At 62.0% G+C, this 14555-nt stretch carries 11 protein-coding genes and 1 pseudogene; 8 read left to right on the top strand and 4 right to left on the bottom strand.

The features are described 5' to 3' along the window. The first annotated feature begins 4 nt into the window (after positions 1 to 4). From kdpA to ACZ89R_RS09575, 5 genes are all read left to right on the top strand, one after another. Complete coding sequence (kdpA, locus tag ACZ89R_RS09595; RefSeq protein ID WP_429545933.1) at positions 5 to 1699, top strand: potassium-transporting ATPase subunit KdpA; 1695 nt, start codon at positions 5 to 7, stop codon at positions 1697 to 1699. 10 nt (positions 1700 to 1709) lie between these two features. Continuing rightward, the gene (kdpB, locus tag ACZ89R_RS09590) at positions 1710 to 3767 is read left to right on the top strand and encodes a potassium-transporting ATPase subunit KdpB (RefSeq protein ID WP_429545934.1); all 2058 of its coding nucleotides are present in this window, start codon (positions 1710 to 1712) and stop codon (positions 3765 to 3767) included. 215 nt (positions 3768 to 3982) lie between these two features. After that, entirely contained in the window at positions 3983 to 4528 is a 546-nt protein-coding gene (gene kdpC, locus ACZ89R_RS09585; RefSeq protein WP_429545935.1) for a potassium-transporting ATPase subunit KdpC, read from the top strand. Positions 4529 to 4657: 129 nt separating this feature from the next. Next, a complete protein-coding gene (locus ACZ89R_RS09580; RefSeq protein WP_429545936.1) occupies positions 4658 to 7309 on the top strand; it encodes a DUF4118 domain-containing protein in 2652 nt (883 codons plus the stop codon). A 48-nt stretch (positions 7310 to 7357) separates the two neighbouring features. Beyond that, positions 7358 to 8056, top strand: coding sequence for a response regulator (locus ACZ89R_RS09575; RefSeq protein ID WP_429545937.1), 699 nt, complete (start codon positions 7358 to 7360; stop codon positions 8054 to 8056). Positions 8057 to 8183: 127 nt separating this feature from the next. On the opposite strand, the gene ACZ89R_RS09570 is transcribed toward ACZ89R_RS09575, so the two are convergent. Further along, the gene (locus ACZ89R_RS09570; protein WP_429545938.1) at positions 8184 to 9224 is read right to left on the bottom strand and encodes a patatin-like phospholipase family protein; all 1041 of its coding nucleotides are present in this window, start codon (positions 9222 to 9224) and stop codon (positions 8184 to 8186) included. A 219-nt stretch (positions 9225 to 9443) separates the two neighbouring features. Here ACZ89R_RS09570 and ACZ89R_RS09565 point away from each other — a divergent pair, with 219 nt between their 5' ends. The 3 genes from ACZ89R_RS09565 (at position 9444) to ACZ89R_RS09555 (ending at position 11556) form a co-directional block, all read left to right on the top strand. Further along, positions 9444 to 9722 (top strand): hypothetical protein, encoded by a 279-nt coding sequence (locus ACZ89R_RS09565; RefSeq protein WP_095055823.1) that lies wholly within the window; start codon positions 9444 to 9446, stop codon positions 9720 to 9722. Positions 9723 to 9766: 44 nt separating this feature from the next. Further along, the gene (locus tag ACZ89R_RS09560) at positions 9767 to 10534 is read left to right on the top strand and encodes a CHAD domain-containing protein (RefSeq protein WP_218397541.1); all 768 of its coding nucleotides are present in this window, start codon (positions 9767 to 9769) and stop codon (positions 10532 to 10534) included. A 224-nt stretch (positions 10535 to 10758) separates the two neighbouring features. Beyond that, positions 10759 to 11556: an acyl-CoA thioesterase gene (locus ACZ89R_RS09555; RefSeq protein WP_429545939.1), complete on the top strand. Its 798-nt coding sequence runs from the start codon at positions 10759 to 10761 to the stop codon at positions 11554 to 11556. A 12-nt stretch (positions 11557 to 11568) separates the two neighbouring features. On the opposite strand, the pseudogene ACZ89R_RS09550 reads toward ACZ89R_RS09555, so the two are convergent. From ACZ89R_RS09550 to ACZ89R_RS09540, 3 genes and pseudogenes are all read right to left on the bottom strand, one after another. After that, positions 11569 to 11832, bottom strand: a pseudogene (locus ACZ89R_RS09550) (terminase); the annotation flags it as partial. A 185-nt stretch (positions 11833 to 12017) separates the two neighbouring features. Beyond that, positions 12018 to 13499 (bottom strand): methyl-accepting chemotaxis protein, encoded by a 1482-nt coding sequence (locus ACZ89R_RS09545; protein ID WP_429545940.1) that lies wholly within the window; start codon positions 13497 to 13499, stop codon positions 12018 to 12020. Between the two features lie 186 nt (positions 13500 to 13685). Then, entirely contained in the window at positions 13686 to 14492 is an 807-nt protein-coding gene (locus ACZ89R_RS09540; RefSeq protein WP_429545941.1) for a TatD family hydrolase, read from the bottom strand. Positions 14493 to 14555 lie beyond the last annotated feature (63 nt).

The raw sequence follows: 14555 nt of genomic DNA, 5'->3' as shown, positions 1-14555 counted from the left end.
GGCTATGCACAGTTATGACTATTGGCTGATCCTCGCCTTCTTCGCCGTGGTGCTGATCCCGGCACCGTTTCTTGGGCGCTTCTACTACAAGGTGATGGAAGGGCAGCGCACCTGGCTGTCGCCGATCCTCGGGCCGGTGGAGCGGGGTTGCTATCGGGTGAGCGGTGTCGATCCACAGGCTGAGCAGAGCTGGCAGAAATACACCCTGGCCTTGCTCGCCTTCAACCTCGCGGGTTTTTTGCTGTTGTTCGCGATCCTGCTGTTTCAGAATTATTTGCCGCTCAATCCGCAAAATTTGCCGGGTCAGGAATGGACGCAAGCGTTCAACACCGCCGTCAGCTTCATGACCAATACCAACTGGCAGTCCTACAGCGGCGAAGCGACCCTCAGCTACCTGAGTCAGATGGTCGGCCTCACCGTGCAGAACTTCGTCAGCGCTGCCACTGGCCTGGCGGTATTGGTAGCGCTGTGTCGCGGCATCGGTCGCAAGTCGACCAAAACCCTGGGCAACTTCTGGGTCGACATGACTCGCGCCACCCTCTACGGCCTGCTGCCGCTGTGCCTGCTGCTGGCGCTGTATCTGGTGTGGCAGGGCGTGCCACAAACGTTCGCCCAGTACGTGAACGCCGTGACCCTGCAGGGCGTCGATCAGGTCATCCCGCTCGGCCCGGCCGCCAGCCAGATTGCGATCAAGCAACTGGGCACCAACGGCGGTGGCTTCTTCGGCGTCAACTCGGCGCACCCGTTCGAGAACCCGACGGCGTGGAGCAACCTGTTTGAAGTCGCTTCGATCATTCTGATCCCGGTGGCGCTGGTGTTCACCTTCGGCCATTACGTGAAAGACCTGCGTCAGAGCCGCGCGATCATCGCCTGCATGCTGGCGCTGTTTTTGATCGGCGGCACGACGTCGCTGTGGGCTGAATATCAACCGAACCCGACCCTGGCCAACGTCGCCGTCGAACAGACCGCACCGCTGGAAGGCAAGGAAGCGCGTTTTGGCACCACCGCCACGGTGCTGTGGTCGGTAACCACCACGGCGGCGTCGAACGGTTCGGTCAATGGCATGCACGACAGCCTCAATCCGCTGAGCGGCATGGTCGCGCTGGTCAACATGATGGTCGGCGAAGTGATTTTCGGCGGCGTCGGGGCCGGGCTCTACGGCATGTTGCTCAACGTGCTGATCGCGGTATTCCTCGCCGGGCTGATGATCGGCCGCACTCCGGAATACCTCGGCAAGAAACTGCAAGCCAGGGAAGTCCAGTTGCTGGTGGTGACCTTGCTGGTGATGCCAGTCGGCGTGCTGGTGCTCGGCGCGATTGCTGCCAGTCTGCCTGGCCCGGTCGCGGCGGTGAGTAACCCCGGTGCTCACGGTTTCAGCCAGTTGCTTTATGCCTACACCTCGGCCAGTGCCAACAACGGCTCGGCGTTCGGCGGCTTCGGTGCCAACACCGCGTTCCACAACCTGATGCTGGGGCTGGGCATGTTGATCGGTCGCTTCGGTTACATCCTCCCGGTACTGGCCCTGGCCGGCAGCCTGGCGATGAAGAAAACCGCGCCGATCGGCCAGAACAGCTTCCCGACTCACGGCCCGCTGTTCGTGGTCCTGTTGACCGTGACCATTTTGCTGGTAGGTGGTTTGACCTTCCTGCCGACCCTGGCGCTGGGCCCGATTGCCGAACATCTGAGCTTGGGCTTCTAAGGAGTCAATGATGAATATGCCCGCAACTAAAGCCGCCGTCGTCAAGGCGCCGGAACAACCGAAAACCGCGATCTCGGCCCTCTGGCGCCCGGCGCTGGTGCAAGCGTTCGTAAAGCTCGACCCACGGCAATTGCAACGTGCGCCGGTGATGCTGGTGGTGGAACTGACCGCGATTCTGACCACCGTGCTGTGCTTCATTCCCAACAGCGCCGTGCCGACTTATGTCGCCGGGCAAATCGCCTTGTGGCTGTGGTTCACCGTGTTGTTCGCCAACTTCGCCGAAGCGCTGGCCGAAGGTCGCGGCAAGGCCCGTGCCGACAGCCTCAAGGCCGGCAGTGAAGGCTTGAGTGCCCGGCGCAAAAACGCCAATGGCAGCTTTCAGGTGGTGCCCGCCACCAGCCTGCGCAAGGGTGATGTGGTGCGCGTCGAAGCGGGGGAGATGGTCCCCGGTGACGGCGAGGTGATCGCAGGCATCGCGGCGGTCAACGAAGCGGCGATTACCGGTGAGTCGGCGCCGGTGATTCGTGAGTCCGGTGGCGACCGTTCGGCGGTCACCGGCAACACTCGACTGGTGTCCGACTGGCTGCTGGTGCGCATCACCGCCAACCCCGGCGAGTCGACCCTCGACCGCATGATCGCGCTGGTCGAAGGCGCCAAACGCCAGAAAACCCCGAACGAAGTGGCGCTGGATATCCTGCTGATCGGCCTGACCCTGATCTTTCTGCTGGTGGTGGTGACCCTGCAACCGTTCGCCCACTTCGCCAATGGCAGCCTGCCGCTGGTGTTCCTGGTGGCGTTATTGGTCACGCTGATTCCGACCACCATTGGCGGCTTGTTGTCGGCCATCGGTATCGCCGGGATGGACCGTCTGGTGCGCCTGAACGTGATCGCCAAATCCGGTCGCGCCGTGGAAGCGGCGGGGGACGTTCACGTCCTGCTGCTGGACAAGACCGGCACTATCACCTTTGGCAATCGTCGTTGCTCCGCGGTCTATGCCGCGCCTGGTGTCACTGCCAAGGAACTGGCCGAAGGCGCATTGTTTGCCTCCTTGGCCGATGACACGGCTGAAGGCAAATCCATCGTCGAGTACCTGCGCGGTCTTCATCCGCAACCCGAGCCGTCGGCCGAGGTGCTGACTGCTGTGCCGTTCAGTGCTGAAACCCGCTTGTCTGGCGTTGACTATCAGGGCCGGGTCTATCGCAAAGGCGCGGTGGATTCGCTGCTGACCTTCGTCGGCCTGAAACGCGCCGATCTGGCCGCGCCTCTGTCCCGGGAAATCGACAAGATCGCCCAGAGTGGCGGCACGCCTCTGCTGGTCTGCGTCGACGGCAAATTGCTCGGTGTCATTCACCTCAAGGACGTGGTCAAGCCCGGCATCCGCGAGCGTTTCGCCGAGTTGCGCAAGCTGGGGATTCGCACGGTCATGGTCACGGGCGACAACCCGCTGACCGCCGCTGCGATTGCCGCCGAAGCGGGCGTGGATGACGTGTTGGCCGAAGCCACACCGGAGAAAAAACTGGCGCGCATTCGTCACGAGCAGAACGACGGTCGCCTGGTCGCCATGTGCGGCGACGGTGCCAACGACGCCCCGGCCCTGGCTCAGGCGGACGTCGGCATGGCGATGAACGACGGTACGCAAGCGGCACGGGAGGCGGCGAACATGGTCGACCTCGACAGCGATCCTACCAAGCTGTTGGACGTGGTGCAGATCGGTAAGGAATTACTGGTGACCCGTGGTGCGCTGACGACCTTTTCCATCGCCAACGACGTGGCCAAGTACTTCGCGATCCTGCCGGCGCTGTTCGCCTCGATCTACCCGCAACTGGGTGTGCTCAACGTCATGCACCTGAGCAGCCCGCAGAGCGCGATTCTGTCGGCGATTGTGTTCAACGCCTTGATCATCGTGGTGCTGATTCCGTTGGCGCTGCGTGGTGTGAGGGTGCAAGCGGTGAGCGCGGCGGCGTTGCTGCGGCGCAATCTGCTGATCTACGGGCTGGGCGGGATTCTGGTGCCGTTCGTGGGGATCAAGGCGATCGACATGTTGTTGACGGCGTTGCATTTGGTTTAGCAATTGCTGCTGAGCGCAGAGCTTTTTGAGGCAGGGTTTTTTGTGGCGAGGGAGCTTGCTCCCGCTGGTCTGCGAAGCAGCCCCACCTCAGGCCCAAGTGTTTATTCAGGCACACCGCATTTACCGGGTTTACGACTGCTGCGCAGCCGAGCGGGAGCAAGCTCCCTCGCCACAGGTGATGTGTGTGCCTTCCGAGTTGAATCGAGGATTTTGAAATGTCCACACTGATACGTCCGGCCCTGAGCCTGCTGTTGCTGATGACCCTGATCACCGGCGTCGCCTACCCTTTGGTGGTCACCGGCGTCGCCCAGGTCGCCTTCCCGGACCAGGCCAATGGCAGCCTAGTGCGTGACGCCGACGGCAAGGTCCGCGGTTCGTCGCTGATCGCCCAGGATTTCGTTGGCGACGGCTGGTTCCACCCACGGCCATCGGCCGGTGCCTTTGCCACCGTGTCGAGCAGCGCCAGCAACTTCTCGCCCAGCAATCCGGCGCTGGCCACTCGGGTGATCGACGAGGCCAATAAATTGCAAGTAGCTGGCCAGGGCCCGGTGCCGTTGGCGATGCTGACCACCTCCGGCAGCGGCCTCGATCCGCACTTGCCACCGGCCGCGATTGCCTATCAACTGGCGCGTGTCGCGACGGCGCGCAATCTGCCAGTGTCTACGCTTGAGCAACTGCTGGATGCGCACATTGAACAGCCCTTGGTGGGGCCGCCGGTGATCAACGTGCTTGAGTTGAACCTGGCTCTGCAGAAGCTGTAGATCAAAAGATCGCAGGCTTCGCCTGCTCCTACATTGACCGTGTCGACACCGCGACCTCTGTAGGAGCTGCCGAAGGCTGCGATCTTTTAATGCTTCACCTCTATTTCAAATCGAACAAGGCAATGACAGATGAGTGACTCCGGCCGCGCCGACGCGCTGTTAGCAGACCTGCCCCGCGATGGCCGTGGCCGGCTCAAGGTGTTCCTCGGCGCAGCCCCGGGAGTCGGCAAGACCTACGCCATGCTGCAAGCCGCCCACACTCAACTGCGCCAAGGCGTGAAAGTCATGGCCGGGGTGGTCGAAACCCACGGTCGCGCCGAAACCGAAGCGCTGCTCAGCGGCTTGCCCCAGCAGCCGTTGGTGCGCTCGGAATACCGCGGCGTGATGCTCGAAGAAATGGACCTCGACGGTCTGCTGGCCGCCAAACCGAAACTGGTGCTGGTGGACGAACTGGCCCACAGCAACGCCCCCGGCAGTCGACACGCCAAGCGCTGGCAAGACATTCAGGAATTGCTGGCTGCCGGCATCGACGTGTTCACCACGGTCAACGTCCAGCATCTGGAAAGTCTCAACGATCAGGTGCGCGGCATCACTGGCGTACAGGTGCGCGAAACCCTGCCGGACTGGGTGCTGCAAGAAGCCTACGAACTGCTGCTGATCGACCTGCCATCGCGTGAGCTGCTGGAGCGTCTGCGCGACGGCAAGGTCTACGTGCCGGAGCAGGCGCGGGCGGCCATCGATGCCTTCTTCACCCAGACCAACCTCACCGCCCTGCGCGAACTGGCGATGCAAACCGCCGCCGCTCAGGTGGACAACGATCTGGCCCAGGGTTATCGCCAGTTGGGGCAGGCCGCACCGGCGGTGCGCGGTCGTTTGCTGGTGGGCGTCGATGGCGATGCTCAGGCCGAGCGCCTGGTGCGTCACGCCAGTCGCGTGGCCCAGCGCCGGCATCTGCCGTGGAGCTTGGTGCATGTGGACAACGGCCGTGTGCGCGACGAGCAATCGCGCCTGCGCCTGCAAAGCGCTCAACAACTGGCCGAACGCCTCGGGGGGGAAGTGGTGTTGCTGCGCGCCGGTGAGGTGGCGAAAACCTTGATCCAGCACGCCGCTGAACGACGCGCCAGCCTGGTGCTGGTGGGCCAGTCGCGCCAGCGTTTGCGTCGACGGTTGTTCGGTGGCGGGCTGGCGTCTCGTTTACTGCGCGATGCTCGCGGGCTGGAAATCAACGTGCTCGACAGTGATCAGGAACAGCATCAGCCGCGCCAACGCTCCGCGCAGTCGCTGGTCTGGTTCGACTACGCGTTGGCGCTGGTGGCAACGGTGCTTGCCAGTGCCCTGGCCTGGGCGGTGTCGAGCGCCTTGCCGCTGCCCAACATTTCCTTAGTGTTCCTCGCAGCGGTGTTGCTGGTGGCGGTGCGCAGCAGTCTCGGCCCGGCATTGGCCTGCGCGGCGCTGTCATTTCTGACCTATGATTTTTTGTTCATTCCACCGACGTTCTCTTTCAGCATCCAGCGTGAAGAGGACGTGCTGACCTTGCTGTTCTTCCTGCTGATGGCGGCCCTCACCGGCAACCTGGCGGCGCGACAACGGCGACAATTGCAGGCCTTGCGCGACACCCAGGAAGAAACCAGCGAACTGCTCGACCTGTCGCGCAAACTCACCGCTGCCACCGACCGTCAGGCCGTGGTCAGCGCTGCGGCGCAGCACCTCAATGGCTGGACCGACCTGAAACTGTGCCTGCTCAATCGCGATGGCCAGAGCGGCTGGAAAGTCGAAACCGGCGGGCCGCTGGAGTTCTCCGAAGCCGAGCGCGCCGCGGCCGATTGGGCCTGGCAACACGACCAACCGGCCGGCGCAGGCACCGGTACTTTGCCGTTCGGGCGCTGGTGGTGGTGGCCACTGTCGGTGGATGATGGGCCGTTGGCGCTGCTCGGCGTGTGCGCCAAGGAAGGTCAGACCCTGAGCGGCCAGCGGCGGCGCTTGTTGACCGCGTTGAGCCAACCGCTGGCCCAGGCGTTGGCCCGCGCGCAACTGGCCGATGACCTTGAGGCTGCGCGCTTGCATGGCGAAACCGAGCAACTGCGCAGCGCGTTGTTGGCCTCGGTGTCCCACGATTTGCGCACGCCACTGACTTCCATGCGCGGCAGCATCGACAGCTTGCTGGCGCTTGGCGAGGCGATTCCGTTGGAGGACCGCCGCGAACTGCTCGAAGGCACCCGCGATGAAGCCGAACGGCTGGATCGCTACATTCAAAACCTGCTGGACATGACGCGTCTCGGTCACGGCGCTCTTAAGCTTTCGCGGGACTGGGTGTCACCGGCAGACATTGTCGGCAGTGCGCTCAATCGTCTGCGCGCGGTGCTGGCATCGCTGCAGGTCATTACCGAAGTGCCGGCCGAATTGCCGCTGCTCTATGTGCATGCCGCGCTGATCGAACAAGCGCTGGTCAATGTGCTGGAAAACGCCGCGCGTTTCTCGCCGCCCCGCGGCCGACTGGAGTTGCGTGCCGGGGCCACTGACAGCGAGCTGTTTTTTTCCGTGCACGATGAGGGGCCGGGGATTCCCGAGGAGGACCGGGCGAAGATTTTCGACATGTTTTACACCGCCGCTCGCGGCGATCGCGGCGGGCAGGGCACCGGGCTGGGGCTGGCGATCTGTCAGGGCATGGTCGGTGCCCATGGCGGGCGGATCAGCGTCACCGACGGCATCGAAGGACGCGGCACCTGCATCACGCTGCACCTGCCGTTGCAGACTCAACCGGGATTGGACAGTGAAGCCTGATCTTGCCTGCGCTACTCTCTTGCCACTTCTTTATGTTGATGTGAATTCATGAGCCAGACCGCGACCATTTTGGTCATCGACGACGAACCGCAGATCCGCAAATTCCTGCGCATCAGCCTCGCCTCCCAAGGCTACAAAGTGCTGGAGGCCGGCACCGGCACGGAAGGCCTGGCCCAGGCCGCATTGAACAAACCCGACCTGCTGGTGCTCGACCTCGGCCTGCCGGACATGGACGGCCAGCAGGTGCTGCGCGAGTTTCGTGAGTGGTCGGCGGTGCCGGTACTGGTACTCTCGGTGCGCGCGAGCGAAGGGCAGAAAGTACAAGCCCTGGATGGCGGCGCCAACGACTACGTGACCAAGCCGTTCGGCATCCAGGAATTTCTGGCTCGGGTGCGCGCCTTGCTGCGTCAGGCGCCGACGGGTGAGGTTCAGGAAGCGGCGCTCAGTTTCGGCCCGCTCACCGTGGACCTGGCTTATCGCCGGGTGCTATTGGACGGCACCGAAGTGGCGCTGACGCGCAAGGAATACGCCGTACTGGCGCAACTGGCGCGGCATCCGGGGCGGGTCATCACCCAGCAGCAATTGCTCAAGGACATCTGGGGGCCGACACACACCGAAGACAGCCACTATCTGCGGATCGTGGTCGGGCACTTGCGGCAGAAACTGGCGGATGATCCGACTCAGCCGCGGTTTATCGTTACCGAGGCGGGGGTTGGGTATCGGTTGTTGAGTGAGGGTAGCCTTTAGTTTTTGTGTTGGATTATCCGGCCCCATCGCGAGCAGGCTCGCTCCCACACTGGATCTGCGTAACACTGAAGATCCCCTGTGGGAGCGGGCTTGCCCGCGAAGGGGGCCTCACATTCACCCAGGAACCTCAAGATTCCCGCTCATTCTCATACCGATCCAGCGTATCCCGCGCAATCTCGCGCCCCAGCGCGATCAATTCCGGCGCCTTGTAGAACTCGAAAAACCGGCACACCCGCTTGGGCACGTTGATCAGGATATCCGGCGGATACCCGGCAATCTTGTACTGCGCCAATGAGGTCTGCATCACCTCGAAACTCTGGTTGATCAGGTCCAGCAAGGACGCCGGCCCGACGTTGTCGATGATGAACGACCCGGTGGCGGATTTCGGTGCGCCGTTGCTTTCCGGGGCCGCCGCCGGTTGCTGCCCTTCGGGCTCGGCGGATTCGATCCACGGATTGATATCGGCCGCTTCGGCCATCAGCGCTTCCTTTTCCAGCAGCAGCAATTGTTCCGCCTGTTTGCGGCGGAAGGGCATTTTCGAACCCAACGAGTTGATCAGGCTGTCGAAGCGGGTCCTGAACGCCGCCGGGCGCTGGATCACTGGCAGTTGATAGTGGCGCTGGTTGGTGGAGTTGAGGTTGACCGCGATGATCAGGTCGCAATGGCTCGACACCACCGGCACGATCGGCAACGGGTTGAGGATGCCGCCGTCCACCAGCATTCGATTGCCCTGCATCACCGGCGTGAACAGGCTGGGGATCGCTGCCGAGGCGCGCATGGCCTGATGCAGGCAGCCTTCCTGGAACCAGATTTCCTGCTGGTTGGTCAGGTCCGTGGCCACCGCCGTGTAGGGAATGCGCAGGTCTTCGATGTTGATCTCGCCGACGATCTTGCGGATCTGCCCGAAGACCTTTTCCCCGCGAATAGCGCCCAGGCGAAAGCTGACGTCCACCAGACGCAACACGTCGAGGTAATCCAGGCTCTCGATCCAGTCGCGATAATCCTTGAGTTTACCGGCGGCATAGATCCCGCCGACCACTGCGCCCATGGAGCAACCGGCGATGCAGGCAATGTCGTAGCCGCGCCGTTCGATCTCTTCAATGACGCCGATATGGGCGTAGCCCCGGGCGCCACCCGAGCCCAACACCAGTGCGACACGCTTTTTCATGAATCGACCTCTCTGACAAGGTTCAACAATGCACCCATCGAGGGGTACGCTTCAATCGCTATGGTCGTTCGACGGGGCAATAGCGTCGTTTTTTGACACTCAATAAAGGCGAATGGGTATCCTCGCGAGCGCTATAGTTTCCACTGCGGGTCCAAGGCACTTTTCACGCGCCAGGCCGTCTTAGCTGCACGACTGTTTATTATCTTTGAGGTGTGAGTGATGAAAGCCTGGATCTGTGTGCCGTTGATTGCCCTGGCACTCGCCGGTTGTGCCGGTAAAACCGCTTACCGTGACAGCTGCGGGAGCCAGCTCGACGCCGCCTGGCGTGAACTGGATCTGGCCAAGGTCGAGGGCTTTGCCGGGACAGTCAGCTACTCCAAGGCGCTGTCGTTGCTGACCGGTGCCAAGACCCAGCAGCAATTCGAAGCCTATGAGGGTTGTACCAAGAAGGCCGAGAAGGCTCGCTTCTACATTCGTGAGTCTCGCGCCGGCCGCTGAAGCATGCTATAGCCAATGGGGGAATTCGATTCACGGAGCAAGCGATGTCTGCCTTGGTTGATCGATTGGTGGCTCACGTTCTGAGCCTGGACATTCGCCTGCTCGCCTGTCAGGCACGCTTGAGTGCCCGAACCGACTCTGAAGCGCTGCACGATCTACGCACCACCGTGCGGCGTTTGCGCAGCTTGCTGCGGCCCTTGCGCGGTTTGCCCGGGGTCGAGCAACTGGAAGCGGCGGCATCCCGGGTCGGTGACCTGACCACGCCGTTGCGCGATCGCGAAGTGCTGGCGGCGTACCTTCTCCAGCACGATCAACCCGAGGCCGCGCACCGGCGCATGGCGCGGATGGACGAGGCTTATCCCATCGTCGCGGCGAGCCCGGAAGTGGCGCAGATGCTGATGATCCTCGATGCCTTTCCGCGTTTTCTGCGCGCTTCCCAGCGCCAGGGTTTGCTCAAGGGCTTGCGCAAGCGCATCGAAAAACGCCTGGGCAAACAGTGGAAGAAACTCGACCAGGCCCTGCATGATCCCGCCCATGACCGCCATCGCCTGCGCCTGCTGATCAAGCGCGTGCGCTATGGCATCGAAGCCTACCCCGAACTGGATCGCTTGCCGGAAGCGGCCCTGCCCAGACTGAAATCGGCGCAGGCTGCCCTGGGCGATTGGCACGACAGCTGGCAGTGGCTGGACCGCGCCAAAGAAGAGCCCGATTTGCAGCCTTGTGTCGCAGTCTGGAAAACCACCTTGGCCGAGGCCGAAGCACGCGCCGACCGCGTCCTCGACAAACTCAGCGCCGCCTGCTTCAAATCCTGAAACCATCACCACTCCCCCCGTAGGAGCTGCCGAAGGCTGCGATCTTTTGATCTTTAGCGTCATCATCTACGCCGAAAATCAAAAGATCGCAGCCTTCGGCAGCTCCTACGGGGTTGTGGTGTCATCCGGCCTATCTGTCAGGTTCTTTGGCCGGAATAAGCGCTGTGTCAGCTTTGCGCGCTGGTTAAGATCGTTCCATCCATTTTCTTGCCTCTGAGGTTCCCATGCACTTTTCCGATCTGCTCGACGCTGTGCGCAGTCAGCCGCAGGAGCTGTCTATTCCGGCGGAATGGGGCCAGGGCCGGGCGAGTTTTGGCGGGCTGATAGCCGCCTTGCAATACGAAGCCATGCGCGCAAAAGTCCCGGCGGATCGTCCGGTGCGTTCGCTGGCAATCACCTTTGTCGGCCCGGTCGAGCCGGATGTACCGGTCAGTTTTGAAGTCGATGTGCTGCGCGAAGGCAAAGCTGTCAGCCAGGTGTTGGGCCGTGCGATGCAGAAGGGCCAAGTGGTGACGTTGGTCCAGGGCAGCTTCGGTGCATCACGACCTTCCGAAGTGGCGGTCACGGCCAACACTGCGCCCGAGATGAAGCACTGGAACGACTGCCAGGAAATGCCCTATATCAAAGGGGTGACCCCAGAATTCATGCGTCATTTGGCAATGCGCTGGAGTGTCGGTGGCCTGCCGTTCACCGGCAACACCTCCCGCGACATGGGAGGGTGGGTGCGCTTGCGTGGAGAAGGGAAGGACGAGGTGGCCAGCGAGGCGCATATTCTGGCGCTGGTCGACGCCTGGCCGCCGTCCTTGTTGTCGCATCTGAAGAAGCCGGCGGCAGGCAGCACGCTGACCTGGACCATCGAATTCGTCCAGCCGTTGCTCGCGTTGAGCACACTGGACTGGTGCAAGTACCTGGTGGAAGTCGAGTATGCCGCTGACGGCTACGGGCACGCCGCCGCAAAACTGTGGAGTGAAGACGGTCAGTTGATCGCCATGAGCCGGCAGACCGTCACGATTTTCGCCTGATCAATGACGACGGTCTTTGCGATCACTGAACGGCTTGCCGGCTTGCGCCTCCAGGCGGTGACCGTGACGTTGCAGGCCCAGGGCGGCGAGCAGTCCGATGACACCGATCGCGATGTTCGCCAGGTCCAGGCTGAACCCCCCCGAGACCATCAGTAAAAACGCCACAATGAACAGTGGCACGGCAATCCGGTGCAACACCAGATGGGGTGGGTCCTGATGGTGATGCGGGTACATTCGCCATTGCCAGGCGGGGAAGTTGGGATGACGTTTGCCCATGATGCTTATCCTTTATTCGTGAGGCGCTTGAATAAAGAATAGGCCCGGCAAAAGCGCTCGACGAATCAAGGCTGGCTATCGGCGCAATAGGTGTGATGGGCAAAAAAGATCGCAGCCTTCGGCAGCTCCTACGCCGAGCGCGGTCCCCGTAGGAGCTGCCGAAGGCTGCGATCTTTTAGCGATCTCTAAAGCTTGAGCTGCCCAATGGCCTTGCTCAATTCCCCCGCCAGCATCGCCAGCTCATTGCTGGTGATTGCCGAATTCACAGTCTGCTGCACGGTATTCTCGGTGACGTCGCGAATGCTCACCACCGCCCGATTCATTTCCTCCGCCACATGGCTCTGCTGCTCGGCCGCCACTGCGATCTGCGTATTGCTTTCACGCATCTGCGCCACCGCTCCGGTGATTTCGGCCAGGGCCACACTGGCTTCCTGAGCCTGCTGCATGCAGTCGTCCGCCTTGTACGAGCTTTCCTGCATGAAATCCACGGCGTCCCGAGTGCCGGCCTGCAGCGCTGAAACCATGGTGGTGATTTCGTCGGTGGACGCCTGGACTCGCTTGGCCAGGTTACGCACCTCATCGGCGACCACCGCAAACCCGCGACCCATTTCCCCGGCCCGGGCCGCTTCGATGGCCGCGTTAAGGGCCAGCAGGTTGGTCTGTTCGGCGATGCTGTGGATCACGCTGACCACGCCGTTGATCTTCTGGCTGTCCTCGGCCAGACGCTGAATCATCTCGGCCGTTTGCTGCACGCCGGTGGACAACCCGCCAATCGATTTCTGCACCCGAGTGACCACTTCCTGGCCGCTGCCGGCCAGGGTGTCGGCGGTTTGCGAGAGGTCGCGGGTGGCGCCGGCGTGTTGGGCGATGTGATGGACCGTGGCGGTCATTTCGTTGATCGCTGTGGCGGCCTGATCGGTTTCGCTTTGCTGACCGAGCATGCCGTGACGCACCTCGTTCATGCTCGAGGCCAGCCGCGCGGCACCGACATCCAGTTGCCGGGCGGTGTTGGCGACGGTGTTGACTACCCGCTGGTAACCGGCCTGCATGGCGTTGAAGGCGTTGGCCATCTGTCCGACTTCATCCTTGCAAGCCAGCGGCACGCGGGCCGACAGGTCGCCGCTTTTCTCGACGTGGAGCATCACGTCTTTCAATGTGTTGAGCTGGCTGAGCAGGAAGCGGATCAACAGTTGCGACGCGCCGAGCATTGCCAGCATCAGAATGAATACCGCTACCGCATAGTGGGTGAAGCGATCGCCGAATACTTGGCTCAGGCTCGGGCCATAGGCAATCACCGCGATCTGTTGACCGTCAGGGCGAGTGAATACCTCGGCGCCCATCAACGGGCTTTCACCGAACAGCGGCATAGCATTGATCTCGACCCAGCCGTTGGTATCGGTCAGCTCCAGCACCGGTTGCCCATTCAGTAACGGCGCCTGTCCGCGATTGAAGGTCAACAGGTTATCGGCCTTGGGCAGCGGTTGCCCGGCAGGCCAGGCATTGAGCAATCGCGCCTGGGCCTGAGCCGAAGCCTGGGCGGCGTGGCTGCGGGCCTGTTGTTCAAGCTGCACGGCGTACAGCACTAGCAACAGGGTGGTGACGAAGGCAACGGCGTTGACCGCCCAGAATTTGTATTTCAGCGAGATGTTGCTAAGCCAGGCACCCATGGAGGTCTTCTCTGATAGCGGAAACAGTTTTGGCAAGGTGCCAGTATTGTGCCGCTATGCAGGAAGGCTGAATTTGATGTGAGTCAACAGATTCTGTGCTGTATGAAAAGATCGCAGCCTTCGGCAGCTCCTACAGAGGAATGCGATCCATGTAGGAGCTGCCGAAGGCTGCGATCCTTTCAGGCATCAAGCTAACTCAGGCAGGCCGAAGAACGCCCGCGCACAGGCTGTGCTGTGTGCAGCCAAATCTTCCACCGTTTCCCCACGATGCAACGCCACCTCACGCAACACTTCCGTCAGATACGCCGGCTCGTTGCGGCCATTCTTCGGCTTGGGGCGCAAACTGCGGGGCAGCAGATACGGCGCATCGCTCTCCAGCATCAAGCGCCCGCGTTTAATCTCTTTGACCAGTGGATGCAGGTGCGTGCCCCGGCGCTCGTCACAAATCCAGCCAGTGATGCCGATGTGCAGATCCAGATCGAGGTAGCTGAACAGCGCCTTCTTTTCACCGGTGAAGCAGTGCACCACGGCGGCTGGCAACTGGTCGCGGTAATCACGCAGGATTTCCAGCAATCGTTGGCTGGCATCGCGCTCATGCAGGAACACCGGCAATTGCAGTTCGACCGCCATCGCCAGATGTTCTTCCAAGACTTTTTCCTGTTGCGGGCGGGGCGAGAAATCACGATTGAAATCGAGGCCGCATTCACCCACGGCCACCACGTTCGGCTCCTTGAGCAAACTGCGCAGACGCTGATCACTGTCGGCGTTCCAGTCGCTGGCCGAATGTGGGTGAATACCTGCCGTAGCGAACAGCCGTTGAGCGCTTTCGTCCAGTTGCTGGCACAGCTCCAGCGCCTGTTCACTGCCCTCGACGCTGGTCCCGGTGAGCACCAATTGGCAGACGCCGGCAGCATAGGCACGGTCGAGTACAGCCTGGTGTTTGTCGGCGAAACTGGGGTTGGTCAGGTTGACGCCGATATCGATGAGTTGCATGGTGCTACCTCGGACCAAAGGCCGGAAAGCATATCAGAGCTGTAGATTTATAAGAAAAGCCAA

Source organism: Pseudomonas sp. TE3728 (genome assembly GCF_056279145.1).
Note: the sequence above shows the minus strand (reverse complement) of the source record. Positions and strands in the feature narration are given on the sequence as shown.

What these genes read in the sequence shown, in the direction of transcription:
- kdpA (WP_429545933.1), top strand. Translation starts at nt 5, where the DNA reads ATGCACAGTTATGACTATTGGCTGATCCTCGCCTTCTTCGCCGTGGTG.
- kdpB (WP_429545934.1), top strand. Translation starts at nt 1,710, where the DNA reads ATGAATATGCCCGCAACTAAAGCCGCCGTCGTCAAGGCGCCGGAACAA.
- kdpC (WP_429545935.1), top strand. Translation starts at nt 3,983, where the DNA reads ATGTCCACACTGATACGTCCGGCCCTGAGCCTGCTGTTGCTGATGACC.
- ACZ89R_RS09580 (WP_429545936.1), top strand. Translation starts at nt 4,658, where the DNA reads ATGAGTGACTCCGGCCGCGCCGACGCGCTGTTAGCAGACCTGCCCCGC.
- ACZ89R_RS09575 (WP_429545937.1), top strand. Translation starts at nt 7,358, where the DNA reads ATGAGCCAGACCGCGACCATTTTGGTCATCGACGACGAACCGCAGATC.
- ACZ89R_RS09570 (WP_429545938.1), bottom strand. Translation starts at nt 9,224, where the DNA reads ATGAAAAAGCGTGTCGCACTGGTGTTGGGCTCGGGTGGCGCCCGGGGC.
- ACZ89R_RS09565 (WP_095055823.1), top strand. Translation starts at nt 9,444, where the DNA reads ATGAAAGCCTGGATCTGTGTGCCGTTGATTGCCCTGGCACTCGCCGGT.
- ACZ89R_RS09560 (WP_218397541.1), top strand. Translation starts at nt 9,767, where the DNA reads ATGTCTGCCTTGGTTGATCGATTGGTGGCTCACGTTCTGAGCCTGGAC.
- ACZ89R_RS09555 (WP_429545939.1), top strand. Translation starts at nt 10,759, where the DNA reads ATGCACTTTTCCGATCTGCTCGACGCTGTGCGCAGTCAGCCGCAGGAG.
- ACZ89R_RS09545 (WP_429545940.1), bottom strand. Translation starts at nt 13,499, where the DNA reads ATGGGTGCCTGGCTTAGCAACATCTCGCTGAAATACAAATTCTGGGCG.
- ACZ89R_RS09540 (WP_429545941.1), bottom strand. Translation starts at nt 14,492, where the DNA reads ATGCAACTCATCGATATCGGCGTCAACCTGACCAACCCCAGTTTCGCC.